The organism is Gemella sp. zg-570, from assembly GCF_018866345.1.
Classification (GTDB): Bacteria; Bacillota; Bacilli; order Staphylococcales; family Gemellaceae; genus Gemelliphila.
In genome coordinates this window covers 75,511-93,237 of sequence record NZ_CP076443.1, presented here as the reverse complement: position 1 = coordinate 93,237, position 17,727 = coordinate 75,511, and the positions used below count along the sequence as shown (strand labels likewise).

At 28.2% G+C, this 17,727-nt stretch carries 17 protein-coding genes; 4 read left to right on the top strand and 13 right to left on the bottom strand.

Features of this window, described 5'->3' with window-relative positions:
- Window positions 1–507: 507 nt before the first annotated feature.
- From KMP11_RS00420 to yidD, 8 genes are all read right to left on the bottom strand, one after another.
- Window positions 508–1,689: a helix-turn-helix transcriptional regulator gene (locus KMP11_RS00420; RefSeq protein ID WP_216279892.1), complete on the bottom strand. Its 1,182-nt coding sequence runs from the start codon at window positions 1,687–1,689 to the stop codon at window positions 508–510.
- A gap of 22 nt (window positions 1,690–1,711) precedes the next feature.
- On the bottom strand, window positions 1,712–2,533 hold the full coding sequence (locus KMP11_RS00415) for an ABC transporter permease (protein WP_216279891.1): 822 nt from the start codon (window positions 2,531–2,533) through the stop codon (window positions 1,712–1,714).
- Between the two features lies 1 nt (window position 2,534).
- Window positions 2,535–3,752, bottom strand: a complete 1,218-nt coding sequence (locus KMP11_RS00410; protein ID WP_216279890.1) for an ABC transporter ATP-binding protein — start codon at window positions 3,750–3,752, stop codon at window positions 2,535–2,537.
- Between the two features lie 303 nt (window positions 3,753–4,055).
- Window positions 4,056–4,367 (bottom strand): DUF1904 family protein, encoded by a 312-nt coding sequence (locus KMP11_RS00405; RefSeq protein WP_216279889.1) that lies wholly within the window; start codon window positions 4,365–4,367, stop codon window positions 4,056–4,058.
- 165 nt (window positions 4,368–4,532) lie between these two features.
- The gene (locus tag KMP11_RS00400; protein ID WP_216279888.1) at window positions 4,533–5,177 is read right to left on the bottom strand and encodes a VTT domain-containing protein; all 645 of its coding nucleotides are present in this window, start codon (window positions 5,175–5,177) and stop codon (window positions 4,533–4,535) included.
- 73 nt (window positions 5,178–5,250) lie between these two features.
- A complete protein-coding gene (locus tag KMP11_RS00395; RefSeq protein WP_216279887.1) occupies window positions 5,251–8,796 on the bottom strand; it encodes a UvrD-helicase domain-containing protein in 3,546 nt (1,181 codons plus the stop codon).
- 1,959 nt (window positions 8,797–10,755) lie between these two features.
- Window positions 10,756–12,561 carry an ABC transporter substrate-binding protein gene (locus KMP11_RS00390; protein WP_215755861.1) on the bottom strand — a complete coding sequence of 602 codons (1,806 nt, stop codon included), beginning with the start codon at window positions 12,559–12,561 and terminating at the stop codon, window positions 10,756–10,758.
- A 203-nt stretch (window positions 12,562–12,764) separates the two neighbouring features.
- Window positions 12,765–13,019, bottom strand: coding sequence for a membrane protein insertion efficiency factor YidD (yidD, locus tag KMP11_RS00385; RefSeq protein ID WP_215755862.1), 255 nt, complete (start codon window positions 13,017–13,019; stop codon window positions 12,765–12,767).
- A gap of 171 nt (window positions 13,020–13,190) precedes the next feature.
- On the opposite strand from yidD, the gene hemH reads away from it, so the two are divergent.
- Both hemH and KMP11_RS00375 read left to right on the top strand, forming a co-directional pair.
- Complete coding sequence (gene hemH / locus KMP11_RS00380; RefSeq protein ID WP_216279886.1) at window positions 13,191–14,207, top strand: ferrochelatase; 1,017 nt, start codon at window positions 13,191–13,193, stop codon at window positions 14,205–14,207.
- A gap of 162 nt (window positions 14,208–14,369) precedes the next feature.
- A complete protein-coding gene (locus KMP11_RS00375) occupies window positions 14,370–14,804 on the top strand; it encodes a Dps family protein (protein WP_216279885.1) in 435 nt (144 codons plus the stop codon).
- A gap of 285 nt (window positions 14,805–15,089) precedes the next feature.
- On the opposite strand, the gene KMP11_RS00370 is transcribed toward KMP11_RS00375, so the two are convergent.
- The 3 genes from KMP11_RS00370 to KMP11_RS00360 all read right to left on the bottom strand — a co-directional run bounded on the left by KMP11_RS00370 (window position 15,090) and on the right by KMP11_RS00360 (window position 16,192).
- Window positions 15,090–15,359: a type II toxin-antitoxin system RelE family toxin gene (locus KMP11_RS00370; protein ID WP_215755865.1), complete on the bottom strand. Its 270-nt coding sequence runs from the start codon at window positions 15,357–15,359 to the stop codon at window positions 15,090–15,092.
- Entirely contained in the window at window positions 15,352–15,576 is a 225-nt protein-coding gene (gene relB / locus KMP11_RS00365) for a type II toxin-antitoxin system RelB family antitoxin (protein WP_215755866.1), read from the bottom strand. The genes KMP11_RS00370 and relB overlap by 8 nt, the downstream gene beginning before the upstream one ends.
- Before the next feature lie 298 nt (window positions 15,577–15,874).
- Entirely contained in the window at window positions 15,875–16,192 is a 318-nt protein-coding gene (locus tag KMP11_RS00360; RefSeq protein ID WP_215755867.1) for a sigma-70 RNA polymerase sigma factor region 4 domain-containing protein, read from the bottom strand.
- Window positions 16,193–16,389: 197 nt separating this feature from the next.
- On the opposite strand from KMP11_RS00360, the gene KMP11_RS00355 reads away from it, so the two are divergent.
- The gene (locus KMP11_RS00355) at window positions 16,390–16,749 is read left to right on the top strand and encodes a helix-turn-helix domain-containing protein (protein ID WP_215755868.1); all 360 of its coding nucleotides are present in this window, start codon (window positions 16,390–16,392) and stop codon (window positions 16,747–16,749) included.
- Window position 16,750: 1 nt separating this feature from the next.
- The gene (locus KMP11_RS00350; protein WP_215755869.1) at window positions 16,751–16,984 is read left to right on the top strand and encodes a hypothetical protein; all 234 of its coding nucleotides are present in this window, start codon (window positions 16,751–16,753) and stop codon (window positions 16,982–16,984) included.
- A 221-nt stretch (window positions 16,985–17,205) separates the two neighbouring features.
- On the opposite strand, the gene KMP11_RS00345 is transcribed toward KMP11_RS00350, so the two are convergent.
- Window positions 17,206–17,418, bottom strand: a complete 213-nt coding sequence (locus tag KMP11_RS00345; RefSeq protein WP_215755871.1) for a DUF2922 domain-containing protein — start codon at window positions 17,416–17,418, stop codon at window positions 17,206–17,208.
- Window positions 17,419–17,435: 17 nt separating this feature from the next.
- Window positions 17,436–17,630 (bottom strand): hypothetical protein, encoded by a 195-nt coding sequence (locus KMP11_RS00340; protein WP_215755872.1) that lies wholly within the window; start codon window positions 17,628–17,630, stop codon window positions 17,436–17,438.
- Window positions 17,631–17,727: the final 97 nt, after the last annotated feature.

The window sequence follows — 17,727 nt, the reverse complement described above, 5'->3', positions numbered from 1 at the left end:
AAGTAGTATTACTTAAACTGCTTAGACTATCTAAACTTGTAAAGTAGACTGGATACCTACAGTATATCAAGGTTACCACACAGGAGAATATCATTATGCTTATAAATACAGTCATTGGAGAGAACAATAGAATATTTAATTTTATAATTTTATTTATTATATTTTATATAACACTAAAATCATTACTTTATTCAAAATATTATTCAAAAAAAATAAAAACTACTACTAATATAAAACTAACATTATTGGCAATAATATTTTCAATTATTATAGTAAAAATATTTAGTGGAAATCTTATTAACTATTTTGGGCTTATATTTTTTAAGCATAACATTAAATTTTATCATTAAAAAACTGTATGTAGACTATAAACAGAAAAAAGATGACTAAATAGTCGCCTTTTTATTAAAATTATTTTTTCCCTACTAAAAAATTTCATAAAAAATGCTATACTATTTAAAAAGTATAGCATTTTTTAATATTTATTTATCTATTTCACTAAATTTATTATAAATATCTGGAATTTTCCCTATATTTTAGTGGCGTAGATTTTACAAGTGATTTGAATATTCTTATAAAATAACTTGTATCAAAATATCCTATATAATCTGCAATTTCTGATATTGAAAAATCTGTATTTTTTAATAGGTACTGGGCATTAGAAATTCTTTTTTCGTGAATGTAGTCAACTATACTATAACCCATTTCTCTATTAAAGACTGATGATAGATAACTCTTATTTACATCTAATTCACTACTGATATTATCTAAGTTTATTTTTTCACGAATATGTTCATTAATGTAGGCTATGCAATTTCGGACAACCGGTTGCTTGTCCTTATATTTTTCCTTATCAACTAAAATACTATATCCTCTTACAATATTTTCTGAGAAATCATCATTATCTAATTTGTTTTTAACCTTGATCCACATAACATCTACATCAAGTGAATTTGCTTCACTTTGCGACAGGGCAGAATACAAAACGTCATTTAAAAAATATCTTTGTTCTTTAGTTCTACTAAACCCCAATTCAAATGCTGCTTGACCAATTTCTTTAATCTTCAAGTCGTAAATCATAGCAATTTTCGTTACATCGCCATTATAGACAGCCTCGTAAATATCTTTGCTAAATTTTCCGCGATTATTCAGTAATTCCCTAATATGGTATTTTTTATTTGTTACTTTCTTAGAATTTTTTACGCTATTATCCGTATAAATTGCCACAGCATTTAAGTAATCTATATCTTCTTGCTCAGATATTAATTCTAGTAGATAATTAAATTTTTTCTTAGTTATTACGCCAACAGAAAACAAGATAGAAATAATTTCGTCAGTTATAATAATATTTTGTTTGGCTAACATTTCCTGATAGTCTTCAACAGAAATATAACTTTCTAAGTAAGGAGACAGTATAAAAAATTCCTCTGCATTTTCCTCACTGGCTAAAAACATTGTATAAATTCCCATACAACTTTTAACCTTAACAAATTTATTATTTTTTAAATCACTTATTATTTCATCTTTACTTTTCTTTAAAAATCTAATTATCTGTGTATCTAAATCTTTATTATCAAGAGAAATCTTACTAATATCATTATCGAAATTATTATAGCTAGCTACTAAAGTATTACCATTTATTCCTAGTATATCTTTTATTCTATTTATTTTTTTATAAGTAGTTTTCAATATAAGACTCCTTTGTAGTATTTTAGCTTAAAGTAATGTCTCTTCTTGCATTCACTATATATGAAACTAGAGTGAAAAATACTGTATAAGCTAATGCCATTAATAATAAACTTCTACCATTAAGTTTAAATGCTTCTTCAATAATAGTTCTTCCGTTAAAACTTATATAATAACTAGGAAGAGATTGAATATTAGTAAAGATATATTTTATGTATTCAAATTTTGGTATAATTAATGTAGATAAGCCACTTATAGCCCCTCCAGCTAAAACCATAACCAAAACAACCACTAGAGATAAAATTTGCGTTTTAAATAGTACACATATTAATAAAACCAAAGAAATATAGAATAGTACTGTAACTAGAGATGCTAAAAATATAATTCCTAGATGCTGCCAAACTATTCTATTAAAGTTTTCTTCACCTAATTTTTCTGTAAAGACTGTATGTAAATTTATTTTCCCCTTGTAAAAGACAAAATATTTTAAAATAAAATCAAAAGCAACCAGTACAAGTGTAAATAAGAAATAATTAAAAATGGCTAAGAATATTTTGGTCGTTAAGATACTAGAGCGTGATTTTGGTTTTGAATATAAGAATTTTATTGTCCCACGAGAATATTCTTGGGATAGATTATTAGCAAACATTATCAAAATAAAAATATAACTTATACTTGTTACAACATTTAAAAGTTCTACAATAAGATGATACCCTTGAACTTGGCTAATGTCGCCTCTAGTTTTTGCAAAATTAACAATAAACAAAATTGCAAAAGAAATTAAGAAATATAAGTATGTAGAAATTTTTTTATAATCTTTTGCAAACTCATTAATAAATAATTTCATATTATCGTCCTCCTTTTCCTGTTATTTCTAAAAATCTTTCTTCTAAAGTTTTTCTAACTACTTTAATGGTATCAATTTCTACATAATTTCCAACCAAGTATGAAATTACTCTAGCCTTGTCTTCTTTAGAAATATTTTCAAATACGAATCCTTCTTCGCTACGTTCATAAGCAAGATCTACATCTCTAACTAAGATTTCTGCCCTGTCATCATCGTAAGTTGTGATAAGAGTTTTTTCTACCTCTTCTCCACAGATATTTTCTAGTGTGTCGTCTGCAATGATGCGTCCTTTTTCTAAAACTATAATTCTGTCAGAAACTTTTTCGATTTCATCTAGCAGGTGAGATGAGATGATAATAGAAACTCCCGTCGAAGCTATATCTCGTAATTTATTACGAAATTCTTGAACACCTTGTGGGTCAAGTCCGTTTACCGGTTCATCTAAAATTAAAACTTTCGGGTCGTGTAGTAGGGCTTGGGCTAGACCTAAACGTTGACGCATACCTAGAGAATATGTTTTTACTTTTTTGCGAGCAACTTTTGTTAAACCGACAAATTCTAATAATTCTTTAATGCGAGATTTTGAAATTGACTTGCCCGAAATTCGGGCGATTTGTTTTAAGTTGGCGTAGCCTGTCATGTAGTTATAAAATTCTGGTGATTCTATCATCGAACCAACTTCTGCTAGCATCTTAGTTTTTCCTATACCGAGTGGTTTTTCAAAACAATAAATGTCTCCCTTAGAAATTTTTGTCAGCCCAACCATCATACGCATAATAGTTGTTTTTCCACTTCCGTTAGGGCCAAGTAAACCAATAATTTCTCCTGGATACATATCAAATGTTATATCTTCAACTATTGTTTTTATACCGATACGTTTTTTTATGCCCAAAACTTCCACCACTGGTTTTGGTCTTTGGTCAGGAGTTTCATTATTTTCTAAAAAATTACCACTTTCATTAGCCACAAATTCATTATTAAATTTTATAACCTCTTCTTCTTTTGCATTAGCTCGACCTAAGGCCCTATTTAATTCTTCTCTGTTAATAATTTGTGTTTCTTCAAAATCATTTTTTTCCATTACAGCTTTTGTAGCTTCTGCTTCGACTTTAGTCTTTATTTTTTCTAATAGCTCTTGATATGATGCTTTGTTATTTTTTTCTGCTCTTACTTTTAAATCATTATCAAGAAGGTCATTATCATTAAAATTATTTTTCATATTTCTTTCTTCCTTTCTTAAAAATCCATATTCATTATAACATAATAAAAAAAATATTGCTATGAAATTTCATTATTTTAGACTTTTACAGGAAAAAATAAAAAAATTATTAATTTTCTATAAAATAAAAATTCACTGCAAAATAAAATTTACTGCAAAATAAAATTTACTGCAAAATAAAATTTACTGCAAAATAAAATTTACTGCAAAATAAAATTTACTGCAAAATAAAATTTACTGCAAAATAAAATTTACTGCAAAATAAAAAAATCTTGTACAAGACAAGATTTTTAAATTAAGATTTTAAAATTCAAACTCTTTTTCTAAGTCTAAATCTTTGAAGTAAACAAATACTTTTTCGTAACCAGCTTTTTTTATAATATTATTGATAGACTCTGCAACTTCTTTGCAGACTTCAACAGGTCTACTCTTCCAAGAAACTTCTACATAGACACGAGAAATTTCCAGACCGTCATAGATAGCGACGCTTTCTAATAAATCTAGCGTAAAAGCATTCTTGGGTCTAGCTATAATTTTTTCTACTCTTTCTAAAAGTTCTGTACTCACAGCTTTTAAGTCAGCTTTTTGCATTCCTTTAACAACTATTCTTGGCATATTTAATTCTCCTTATATTTATTTCTTCTATTATAACATTTACTTGTAACCTTTTTCAATATTATTTAGCAATTCTTAATTTTTATTTTTAATAAAATATAAATTTGACAAATTATTTTAATTTAAAAAATAAGCATCCAGAAAAAATTCTGAATGCTTGCAAGCTTATTTTTTTAATTTTGTTTTTACCACTCCAACAAGTAGAGGTATTAAACTTATTAATATTATTACAATAATTAGCAAAGAAAAATTTTCTTTAACAAAAGTTATGTTGCCAAATAGGTAGCCCACCGTAACAAATAAACTACACCAAGTTATACCACCGAAAAAATCTATTATTCTAAATTTTTTGTATTCCATTTTTCCTGCACCTACTATGAAAGGCACAATCGTTCTAATAATTGGGAAAAATCTCGCTAGAAAAATTGATTTTCCGCCATGTTTAGCAACAAATTTTTCTGCATCTTCAAAATTTTTATCACTTACAAATTTTTTAAACCAAGATTTTTTCTTTAGGTAATCTGAAAAATTTCTACCGACAAAATAGTTGCAATTATCTCCTATTACCGCCGCAGCTACACACAAGAATAAAAGCATGAAAAAATTATTCCCTGTCGTAGCCCACAAGGCACCACTAGCAAACAGTAAAGAATCTCCCGGTAAAAACGGCATAAAAACCACGCCAGTTTCAATAAAAATAATTAAAAATATAATTGCATACATCCACCAAGTGCCATATGTGTTCATCAATTCGCTCAAGTGTCTATCTATGTGCAAAACAAAATCAATTAAAAATTTAATAGTATCCAATATTAGCCTCCAAAAATTTTTACCCCTTGAATTATAGCATAATCAATTTTTTCTGTCTAATTTTAATATTTTACTAGACTTCTATAAGTTGACCTAATATATATGAATAAATATATTTTCTGACACTTATATTTGCTCCGTAATATTTTTTAACCGCTTGGGCGTAAAGTTCTAATTGTTCTCCATGACGTTCTTTTAAAATTTTCAAACCTGTTTTTTCTGTAACATAATCCGTTTTATAATCTATAATCGTATAATTATTACTATCTTCAATTAGTAACAAGTCCACCACCCCTTGCAATATCACACTCATATCACTACTACTATTTTTAAATAATTCTTTTGCTAGAGCTGGGCTGGTAAATGAAATTTCAGTGGCAAGTCTGTCAGATTTTTTTACCATATCCATAACCCTACTATTTATAAAAGTAGAAATTAAATTAATATCTATTTCATTATTTATTAATTCATATTCTTCTAGGTTCAAAATTCTTTTTTCTTTAATATTTAAAAAATCATCTGAACTTTTTAGCAAACTAGCAAGATAAGAATTTATATCAGAAATTAAGTTATTATTTCTAAAATCTATTACTATTCTTTCAAAAAGTTTATGAATAATATTTCCCTTCATTATGGCTTGGCTAGCCTTATTTTTTTTGCTTAGATTTTTTAAAAGCAAATATTCATTTTTTTCTTTTTGAGAGATTTTTGTTTTATTGTTAGCTTGTTTTAAGGCTGAGTAGGAAGTTTTGGCTGGATAGGTGTCATTTTTTATTTGACTAGAACTTGCTAAGTTTAAATCTGCTATTTCTAAACTTACCTCTTCATTTAGAAAATCAAAATTTACATCTTCACTTGTTATTTCATTTTCTGCTACTGTATCAATTTCAAAAATTTTAAACAAGCTATCCTCTTCTGTTTCATCAGCTAAATTATCCATATCATAATAAGATGCCACTATATTTAGCATATCAGCAAAACTTTTTACACTTTCAAATTTTGCAAGTGTCTGCTCCTTATCATTAATTTCTAAACTTTCTTCCCCACCTAGATTTATTTCTGCTGTTGTCGTTAAGTATAAACCTTTTACAGCCCTTGTTAGTGCCACATATAAATTACGAATTTCCTCTTCATAAGACTTTTTCTTAATAAATAAACTGTTTAAATAGTAATTTTTATTGTTAGTAGCTGGATACCACATTTTTTCATCAATACTCAAACCTAAGTCTCTTGAAAAAATAATTTTATCGCTATAATCTTTTTTACTAATTTCTTTTTCTAACTCTGCAACAAAAACATATTCGTATTCCAAACCTTTTGAAATGTGTATTGTCGAAATTGTTACACTATTTTTAGAAGATTTTCTTTTTGTATCATATTCGCCAGCTTCTCTAATATCATTTAAAACTTTTAAAGTGTAGCTAAGATTAATATTATTACTAGCTTCTCTTATAATATCTAAACAATTTTCGTAATAATCAATTTCTGTATCGTCCATATCCTTAGTTCGCATATATTCCATAAAATCAATATCTTTTGCAAATTGCAAGACTACATCTATAGGCTTGAAATTAAAACTAAAGTTCAACCATCTCTGCAACATACTCAAGGCATATTTAGCTTTTTCTTCCTTAGAAATTTTTAATTTTTCATAAAGATTTTTTCCGTCTAGTAAGGATAATTTCAATAAGTCCTCATTACTAAATTTAAAAATAGATGAATGAAGTAAGACCGACAAGGCATAATCAAAAGACGGATTATCTAAAAATCTTATCAAGTTTAAAATAAGATTAAAACTGTGCGACTCGGTTAGCCCCTCTTTTTCTTTAAAATATACTGGTATGCCATAAGAATTTAAAATTTCCTTGTATTTTTTTATATTGAAGGCACTACGAAGTAAAATTGCATAGTCGCTATAATTATTCCCCTGTGAGATACCGTGAGAAATTTCTCTAGCAATATTATGAATAATAACTTCATTATTTAGTTTTTGTTTTGGTCTAGCACATAAAATATGGGTAGCAATTCTTTGTTCTTCTTTTTCTTTTACGCTAGGAAAATACAAGGCACTATCTTTGTCGTAGCTTACTCCTGCATTTTTTTTATACATTAACCTATTGAAAATAAAATTACTTGATTTTAAAACATTGTCATAACTTCTAAAATTTTCCTTTAGGACAACGCAAACTCCCTTGAGTTCTTTATCGAATTTGTATTCCCTATTAAAGTCAAAATCATTATCACTTATCAAATCAGAAATTTTAGTAAAGGTCTGGTACTTTTCTTCAAATAAGTCTGGATTTGAACCCCTAAAACCGTAAATAGACTGCTTAACATCTCCCACTCTGAAAAAATAAGTATCCTCTGCCCTAATAAGATTTAAAATATATTCCTGCAAGTCGTTATTATCTTGATACTCATCTACATATATTTCTAAAAATAATTTTTTATAATATTCACTTGCTTCTGTTGGATATTTTTTGCCATCAATATTTTTTTCCAAAGCCTTAATAGCTAGATGATTTAAGTCGGAAAAATCTAAAAATCCTTGGGTGCGTTTTTCCAAAATAAAATTGTCATCAATAGCTAATAATATTTTCGGGATGGCTAGGCATAATAATTCTATTTTTACTTTTGCTTCTAAAAAATCTAACAGTTGCAAAATTTTATTATACACAGCTCCTACATCTTTATTTTCTATATCAAGCAAGATACTAGTTAAAACTTCTTTTAAAACTTGTTTATTATTAAAACTTTCATCTAGGTCTAAATTTTTTATTTGCTTATTAAAAAAATCTTGTCTTTCCTTACTTAAATTTGCAAAATCTAAATTATTTTCTTTATTTTTTATTGCTAATAAACTTGACACAGCTTGCTGGATAGTTGCTAATTCTTCAAAAATATTATTTGTATTAATACTTTTTAATCTTGTATATATGTCTTGATAGCTAGTATCTTCTTTTAAATTTTTTACTAAATTATTTTTAATATAATCTTTATAGTTGGGAATAGTTAGCATTTTTGTATAGAAATTTATCAAAAAAGTCATAATTTTTTCTTTACTGTCAAATACTTCAAACAAAACATCTAATAAATTTTTATCTTCATGGGCAAATTGTTCTATTGTGTAATCAACAGTATCTTTTAATAAAATTTTATTGTTAGATAAAACTTTGAAATTTGGTGATAAATATCTTATTTTACCTGCCACGCTTTCTTCAACTAAATAATAAAATTTTTTCAATACATTTAGGCAAAAACTATCTATTGTTGTAACCTTAGCATCTCCCATTAATAATCTTTGATTTTTTAGATGGAGTAAATCTTCCTTACTACCAGATTTTAATAATCTTTCTTCTATTTTATTTTCTATTCTTATCAGCATATTTTTTGCTGCCGCAGTCGTAAATGTTAAAACTAATAACCTATCTATATTCCATTTATCACAAGCTATTTTGCGGGATATTCTTTCTGATAAAACTTCCGTTTTTCCACTACCAGCAGCAGCAGAAACTAAAATATCACAACCATTCATACCTATAGCTTGCCACTGACTTGGTGTTGGCGGATATTTTTTTTCTTTTGTAAAATCGTCTATTCTTTCGATAAAAATACTCATAACATTCTTCCTTAATTTTAATCTTATATTATTATACAATAAATATTATTTTTATTAACTGTTAAGAAGATTATATTTACTTATAAATATATATAATGCCTCTTGAAAACTAATAGTCAATATATTATAATTTTTACCTGTAATTATAAAATTGCTAATCTAATATACCTATTAAAATTTCTATATTAATATATCTTATATTTTTATTATACTTAATAATTTATATTTTATCTTTTTCATCTATTATAAAATTAAAATTTTCTTGTATTTATCGCTTCGCTTTGCTTAGCCACAAAACATTACATAAAAAATGTAAAAGAAGACAGGATTGACCTCCTGTCTTCTTTATTGTGTTCACAATAACTAATTTGCTTAATTTAATTCTATATTGTTTATTTCTTTTTGTCAAGCAAATTATTATTTTACTTTTATTTTATGTTATAATATTAGTGTTGCTTTACCGATACCTAGCAATAGGAGGAGGTGGAATTATGTTAACTCTAAATAATTTTATTTTTTCTGTTATGGCAAGTATAACGGCTTATTATATTTGCAAATGGTTAGACAGAAATAAATAAGCAACTAGCCTTGAAAAAGAAAAGACAGGAACCGCCATTCCTGTCTTTTTATTATATTAACTCTAAATAATTTTGCTTAATTTAATTCTATATTTTTTATTTCTTTTTGTCAAGTAAATTGTTATTTTATATTTTTTAGAATTTATATCTGTATTTTATAAAATTAAAATATTATACGAATGGTTATTTCTTAATTTTTCTTATATACAAAATTCAGCACATAAAATTATCATCCGTCTAGCACTTCATTTTACTCACACGCAAAATCCAGCATAAGACACTGTAAAGAAAAGACGAATTGCAGACTTAATTTTTATAAACTACAAAATTCTGTACCTAAAATTATTTCCTGTCTATCGCTTTATTTTGCTCGACCGCAAAATTCAGCATAAGACACTGTAAAGAAAAGACGAATTGCAGACTTTATTTTATAAACTACAAAATTCTACACCTAAAATTACCCTCCGTCTATCGCTTTATTTTGCTCGACCGCAAAATTCAGCATAAGACACTGTAAAGAAAAGACGAATTGCAGACTTTATTTTATAAACTACAAAATTCTACACCTAAAATTACCCTCCGTCTATCGCTTTATTTTGCTAACACGCAAAATCCAGCATAAGATATTTTTTGTGTCTATCGCTTTATTTTGCTCAACCGCAAAATTCAGCACAAAATATTTTTTGTGTCTATCGCTTTATTTTGCTCAACCGCAAAATTCAGCATAAAATATTTTTTGTGTCTATCGCTTTATTTTGCTCAACCGCAAAATTCAGCATAAAATATTTTTTGTGTCTATCGCTTTATTTTGCTCAACCGCAAAATTCAGCATAAAATATTTTTTGTGTCTATCGCTTTATTTTGCTCAACCGCAAAATTCAGCATAAAATATTTTTTGTGTCTATCGCTTCATTTTGCTAACACGCAAAATTCAGCATAAGATATTTTTTGTGTCTATCGCTTCATTTTGCTAACACGCAAAATTCAGCATAAGATATTTTTTGTGTCTATCGCTTCATTTTGCTAACACGCAAAATTCAGCATAAGACACTGTAAAGAAAAGACGAATTGCAGACTTAATTTTTATAAAATACAAAATTCTGTACCTAAAATTATTTCCTGTCTATCGCTTTATTTTGCTTAACCGCAAAATTCAGCATAAGATATTTTTTGTGTCTATCGCTTTATTTTGCTTAACCGCAAAATTCAGCATAAGATATTTTTTGTGTCTATCGCTTCATTTTGCTAACACGCAAAATTCAGCATAAGATATTTTTTGTGTCTATCGCTTCATTTTGCTAACACGCAAAATTCAGCATAAGACACTGTAAAGAAAAGACGAATTGCAAAAGCAATTCGCCTTTTTATTAACAGTGTCTAATTATCCTTGAGCACCTTTGTCTGCTGTTAATTCTAAGTTTTCGTATCCTAATTCACCTTTCCCAGCTTTAACTAAGTCGAATGATTTAACACGTTTGTTTACCCAAAGCATAGCCGTATTCCAGCTAAATGGTAACCATGCTCTTGTCTCAGCAAAGTCTTTATCGAATTTTTGGTAAACTTCTTTTAATTTATTATCATCAAACATTTCAGGAGAATTAATTTTCTCTAGGGATGCTTTTAAATTATCGTCAGTATAACGTTGGAAGTTAAGCGGAGATTTGTTTCCTAATAGTTGCGTTGGGTTAGGGTCTGTTCCTAGTCCCCATGCTCCTTGGAAGAGATCGATTTCTGGGTCATCTGCTTGAACACGTTGTGACCATTCGTTTGGTGCCATTAGTTTACCGTCTACTAATTTAACGTCTAAACCAACATCTTTCCAAGATTTCAAGAATGTATCTGCTAGGGCTTGGTCGAATGTTTGCCCTACGTCACGGATAGCAAAGTTAAATGTTAATTTTTTACCGTTTTTGTCTTCACGTAATCCATCACCGTCAACATCTTTTAGACCTGCCTCATCAAGAAGTTTTTTAGCTCTTTCTTGGTCTAGTTTGTAGCCAGGATTTTCTGGATTGTAAAGGAATTTTACAATCGGTGGATATAAACCTGAACCAGTAGGTGTAAATCTTAGACCTTGGTAGAGTTTAGCATTGATTTGGTCCCAATCAACAGCGTAACCGAATGCTTCACGCACCCTAACATCAGCTGCTTTAGCGTCAGGGTTGACTACTACTTCACCTTTTTCTTTGTCAAATTTACCTAGTTTAAATCCTACATAAGACATGTAGTAGTCAGGTTGCCCTAAGATTGTTCCATTTTGTAAGTCTTTTGTATTAGACCAGATATCTGCAGTAAGGTCTCCCATGAGGTCTACTTCTCCTGCCTTCATAACCTGGCTAGCTTGGGCTGGTACTACACGTTTAAATTCAATATTTTTAGTTTTAACTTCTGATTTTTTGAAGTAGTGTTCGTTAGCTTTAAGTGAAACACTTTCTCCAGCAACCACTTGGTCGATTACATAAGGTCCATAAGATAGTGGTTTTGTATTTAATTCTGCTTCAACAAATTTAGTGAAGTCTTTTGATGCTTCAGCTACTTGTTCAGCATTTAAGAAACTTGAAATAAAGCCAGAACCCCATAATAGAGCTGGTGATAATTTAGTATATTTGATAACTACTGTTTTATCATCTTTTACTGTAATACCAGAAATTTTATCAGCTTTCCCTTCGTGGTAGTCTTTCATACCTTCGATTAAATCAAATGTATCTTCATAACGAATATTTTCCACATAGTCTTTGTTACCCATTAATTCATAAGTAGCAACTATATCTTTGGCTGTAACGGGTTGACCATTAGACCAAGTTAGGTCTTTGTTAATTGTCAATGTTGCAGTTTTCGCATCCTTATCTAGGTGTAACTTTACTGCTCCACTATCGTCGTCTTGTTTAAAACGTTTTAAATCATCAGATTTAAAAGTATCTCCCGTAAATGCAGCCGTAACATAAAGGTCTGTTGCATTTAATGCAAATGCAGGATTATACATGCCTATTAAAGGGGCATTTGACAAAATACCAACTTTAAGTGGCGTATTAACAGCTGTTCCTCCATTGTCTACAGAAGTTTTAAATTCTACGGCAGGTTTTGCTCCGCTAGATTTCTTAGTAGAAGTACCAGAAGAACAAGCAGTAAGAACTAATGACAAAGCCATAGCAGAACTAAAAACTTTTAAAAATTTGCTTTTTTTCATTAAAAATCCTCCTTAAAAATAATAAGCACCCGGGTGCTTTGAAATAATTAATAGTAATATATCATTAATATATGCAAAAGTCAACTATATTTTCTGAATATTAAAATATTTTTTAGAATATTTTATTTTTTACCTTATCTAGTTAAAAATTATATAAAATAATAAATTAAAACTAGAAATTAGGCTTGAAATTTTACCATATTTTATTTACCTTTCTTTGATTTTTTAAAAACATCTTCCTTGAACAAGGGAACATTATCAAAATATTTCCCCTTATAAAGTGGATGACATTTTAAAAGTCGTTTTATGGTGAGATAAGTTCCTAAAAAAAAGCCAAACCTCTGATAACTTTCTAAAGAATAGGCTGAACAAGTTGGCGAAAATCTACATCTGGGTTTGGTATAGGGGGAAATAAATTTTCTATAAAACTTTATCAAGACTATAAATAATTTTGCCATAAGAACTCCAAATAAAATTAATTTTCTACTATTATTATATACTGAAATAATATTTTTTAAAATTATATAGGATTGTTACCAAAAAATTTAGTATAAAATTAAACTTTAATAAAATATTAAACTATATATTATGCTATAATTATTACAAATAAAATAAAAGAGGAAATTACTATGAAAAAAACAGCTATTTTAGTTATGACTTACGGCTCGCCAGAGGATTATTCTTTTGAGGGAATTGCAAAATTTTTTACCAACATTCGCAGGGGCAAAAGACCTAAAGACGAAGAAATTCAACACCTTTACGAAAACTACAAAAAAATTAACAAGTCTCCCCTACAAAAAATCAGTCAGGAAACTGTTAGACTACTAAGAGAAAGAATTGGTGCTACTTATAACATTTATTTTGCCAATAAATTTTCTGCTCCCTACATTACAGACGCCATAAAAAAAATGGAAGATGAGGGCGTAGAAAAATGTATCTGCCTTATCTTAGAACCACATTACTCTATCTATTCAATTATGGGTTATGAAAAATTTTTAGAGAGTAAAAAAATTAAATTTAATCTTATCAAAGACTGGTATAAATCTGAAGCCCTAACTACTTATTGGGTGGCTGAAATTCAAAAAATAATTACAGCTATTAACTCTGATGATTATAAGGTAATATTTACAGCCCACAGCGTGCCGACTATTGCCCTAGATTATGGCGACCCCTATATCGAGCAAATAAAAGACAATATAAATATACTTGCCCAAAGACTTAACTTGAAAAAAGAAAATTATACTAATGCTTGGCAAAGTGAATCGGATATTGGTATACCTTGGATAAAACCTGACGTTTTAGAATATCTAAGAAGTCAAGAAGAACACAAGAAAAACTACATTTTTGTTCCCATATCATTTATTAGCGACCACATAGAAACTTTATTCGACAATGATATAGAATGCAAGGAAATTTGTGATGAATTAGCTATAAACTATTACAGACCAAAAAGCCCCAACTATGATGAAAGATTAATAGACGCTTTGGTAGAAACAATAGACCTGCATAAAGATAAGGACTTTATTTTTCTAAACGGTGAGGAGGGAACTTTTAACGAAATGTCAAGCCCTGATGAAAAAGACGATTTAAAAATGCCCGACTTCGTAAAAAAAACTCATAGCCAAAAAAGGAAAAGAAAATGTTAAAATGCCAAAACACATAAGAAAAATGCTAGAAAAAGCAGGAAAAATAAAAAAAGAAAACTAAAAATAATAATTAAAATTTCAAACAAGTTTTAGTTTTACAAATTATTTTATTAGCTTTATTTTATAAATAATAGTATACTTATTTTATAGGAGGAATAAGAAATGACACAACATGAACAATTAAATAAATTAGTAGCAAATCTTACAGTTTTATATACAAAATTACATAGCTTCCACTGGTATGTAAAGGGGTCATCTTTTTACACACTGCATGAAGTATTTGAAAAATATTATGACCATGTAACAGAAACATTAGACGAAGTGGCAGAAAGATTTTTAGCCATAGGTGGTCGCCCAGTTTCTACATTAAAAGGAGCTTTGGAAATAGCAACTATCAAAGAAGCAACAGAAAAAGAAACTACGGTAGAAATGGTAGCCGCTGTTTTAGCAGATTTTGAACTGCTGATTGCTGACGCTTCAGCCCTTATCGAAGTATCAGAAGACGCTAACGACCAAGGTACTGCCGACTTAGCACTAGGTTTGAAAACTGAACTAGAAAAAAATGTTTGGATGTTAAAAGCCTACTTAGATAGATAAGAAAAAAAGACTACATTAATTTGTAGTCTTTTTTATTTTGATAAAAACTTGATATAGAAAATATAAGCATATTCTTAATTTTTTTAAGCATAAATTTTATATTTTGCTAAGAGCAAGGTTAGTAAAATTTTTAAAAAATTTATCTTTATTTTAGCAGTTAAAAATTTTAAAGATAATTTTATAAAAAAAAGACGATTATCTAGTCGCCTTAAAGACGATTATCTAGTCGCCTTTTTAATAATATCTATAATTTCCTAAAATATATTTTATTAAAAAATCTGATTTTTAATTATATATTTCTGACCTATGTCCAACATGAATATTTGTTATTATTAATTTTTTATCATCTAATATTGCAATTATACGATAATTTGACACCCTAAATCTAACATAATCAGCTAGGTTACCTTTTAAATGTTTGCCAGGAGAAGTAGGAAAATCAACATCGTTTAAATGTTTATCTATCCATTTCATAATTTGCCTTCTTAGTCCACTATCTAGTTTGTCCAAATCATCGAAAAAACTTTGCATGTACTCAACTTTATATTTAGCCATATCTTTTCATCGCTTCTTTATGTGAAAAAGTTTTTTTATCATCTTCCAGCCATTTTTTATAAGATTTATCAGCCATTTCTATATCGTACAAATCTTCTAACTTTTCCATTACAGCTTGTCTTATAAAATCTGTTTTTGTTGTATTTTTTTCTTTAACAACATGTGTTAAAAATTTATTTACATTTTCATCAAATCTTACAGAAATAGGGACACTCATACAAGTCAGCTCCTTATATTGTATTTTATTTAACTACAACTATAACATATCTAAAATTTTATAGCAAGAAATTCTATAATATATCTAAAAAATTCAAAAATAAAAAAGCAAGTTAGTAATTATTATTACATAACTTGTTTTTAATCTACTAAGTTAAGACAGTTACTTAATTACAACTTACTTTTTTACAAACTATTTTTAATCTTGACCTTGCAAGCAGAATTGCTTTAAACCTAAAAATAAAATTTTATCTGCCTATTAAATAAATCTAAATTTCTATACTCCCCCACTTCCCTATTTACGCACTAATTTTTTCAGCTAACTCACTCTTACATTCCTTAAAAATTGCCTTTAGGTGCGACTGGGAAAAATGAGTTTTCTCGGCAACCTCTTTTATCAAATAATTTTTAACATAACGCAAGAGCATAGCCTCCTTATAAACTATATCAAGGCTGTTGTAAAAATTTATGGTAGTCAAAACATCTTTCACCAACTTTATTTGTTCCTCCTTATTTAGATATTCTCTTATATCCAACTTATTTTCCCCTTCTTTTAACAAGTCTTTTTCTAATCTATAGGCATTCCTTAATAAATATTCTATATACTTCTTATTCATACTATCCTCCTTTGTAACTTTAAAAGTTACATAATAAGCAAAAAAATTTTCTTTTCTTGCTAGAATTTTTATTTTGCTCTGAAACTCCTTGTCGAAATTATAATAACATTTAATTGTGTATCTTGTCAAGTTCTATAAAATGTTTTTGTTGCTTTTTAAGTTAAAAAATATTATACTTAGTCTAAGGGGTGATTGTTATGACAGTCGGCGACAAAATTAAAAATTTACGTCTTAAAAAAAAATATACTCTTGATGAACTAGGTAAACTCATAGATTCATCAAGACAAACCCTATATAAGTATGAACAAGGTATTATCACCAACATACCCAAAGAAAAAATAGAATTATTAGCCAAGGCACTAGGAACAAGTCCAGCCTATCTCTACGGTTGGGATAGTGATGAGGGCTACTATTTTGATGAGAATACTCGGGAAATTGCAGAGGATATTTTTGAAAATGATAACTTACGCATACTTTTTGATGCTAGTAGAAATGCTAGTCCTGAAGATTTGCAGCTAGTAACAAATCTTTTATTAAATCTAAAAGAGAGGGAATAATATGTACACTACTTATATAAATGATATTTGCATAAATGTTGAAATTCGTGATTTGCATTCTTGCAAGGTAAAGGGTTGTGCTACTCCAAACGAAGATGGCTCTTACACAATATTTTTAAATTCTAAATTTAGTCAAGCCCAGCTAGAAAAAACTTATAAGCAAGAATTAAATCATATTATCAATGAAGATTTTACCAAATATGATGTCAATGAAATAGAAATTTATGCCCACTAAAAATACCAGCCCATCAATTTTGTGGCGGTATTTTTTTATTTATATCGGTATAATTATTTATTGTCTTATTCAATTCTGCTAATTTTTCCGCTATTATCTTCAAGCTATTATCTAATTTTAATAAGAAAAAGACTGAAACAAATATTGGAAAACCGACAGAATTTATTATATTTATAATATCCATATCAATGATTTAGGCTGGTCTAACCCAGCCTAAGCTCCTATTCTATCACTTGTTCTTGACGAATGATATAAACTGCCTTATCAAAACTTGCCAAAACTCTTTTGCTAGTATTGAATATCTTTGTCGCGATAATTTTACTACCTACTTGACTAACCGTATCCTTATCTAAAGATTCTTTTGGATTTTTAATAATTAACTTGTATTTTTTATCGTCTGCTGTTGTAAAAATAAGTTCTAATGTTTTATTCATTTTTTATATCTCCTTTATTATATTGCTTCTGTTACTTGCATAGCATAGTCTTCTATATTATCAGATATAATAGTTGACATTAATATGCCCACCTCTTTTGCCTCTTCCTTAGAAATCTCCGGTGAAATCTCGAAAGAATGAGCTTTTTTTACCTGTTTAGCCGCTTTTTCCAGTGTGTAATTTAATTTTAATATTTTCTGTGTAGTTGTCATAATTTTTCTCCTTTTTATTTTTTGTCTTTGGCCTCTGACACTAAATATATCGTTAAAAATTTTATTTTTTCCGAATTATTTTTAAAATTTCTATATT

Coding starts and splice junctions, on each gene's coding strand:
- KMP11_RS00415 (WP_216279891.1), bottom strand. CDS start 2,533: ATGAAATTATTTATTAATGAGTTTGCAAAAGATTATAAAAAAATTTCT.
- KMP11_RS00410 (WP_216279890.1), bottom strand. CDS start 3,752: ATGAAAAATAATTTTAATGATAATGACCTTCTTGATAATGATTTAAAA.
- KMP11_RS00405 (WP_216279889.1), bottom strand. CDS start 4,367: ATGCCAAGAATAGTTGTTAAAGGAATGCAAAAAGCTGACTTAAAAGCT.
- KMP11_RS00395 (WP_216279887.1), bottom strand. CDS start 8,796: ATGAGTATTTTTATCGAAAGAATAGACGATTTTACAAAAGAAAAAAAA.
- KMP11_RS00390 (WP_215755861.1), bottom strand. CDS start 12,561: ATGAAAAAAAGCAAATTTTTAAAAGTTTTTAGTTCTGCTATGGCTTTG.
- yidD (WP_215755862.1), bottom strand. CDS start 13,019: ATGGCAAAATTATTTATAGTCTTGATAAAGTTTTATAGAAAATTTATT.
- hemH (WP_216279886.1), top strand. CDS start 13,191: ATGAAAAAAACAGCTATTTTAGTTATGACTTACGGCTCGCCAGAGGAT.
- KMP11_RS00375 (WP_216279885.1), top strand. CDS start 14,370: ATGACACAACATGAACAATTAAATAAATTAGTAGCAAATCTTACAGTT.
- KMP11_RS00370 (WP_215755865.1), bottom strand. CDS start 15,359: ATGGCTAAATATAAAGTTGAGTACATGCAAAGTTTTTTCGATGATTTG.
- relB (WP_215755866.1), bottom strand. CDS start 15,576: ATGAGTGTCCCTATTTCTGTAAGATTTGATGAAAATGTAAATAAATTT.
- KMP11_RS00360 (WP_215755867.1), bottom strand. CDS start 16,192: ATGAATAAGAAGTATATAGAATATTTATTAAGGAATGCCTATAGATTA.
- KMP11_RS00355 (WP_215755868.1), top strand. CDS start 16,390: ATGACAGTCGGCGACAAAATTAAAAATTTACGTCTTAAAAAAAAATAT.
- KMP11_RS00350 (WP_215755869.1), top strand. CDS start 16,751: ATGTACACTACTTATATAAATGATATTTGCATAAATGTTGAAATTCGT.
- KMP11_RS00345 (WP_215755871.1), bottom strand. CDS start 17,418: ATGAATAAAACATTAGAACTTATTTTTACAACAGCAGACGATAAAAAA.
- KMP11_RS00340 (WP_215755872.1), bottom strand. CDS start 17,630: ATGACAACTACACAGAAAATATTAAAATTAAATTACACACTGGAAAAA.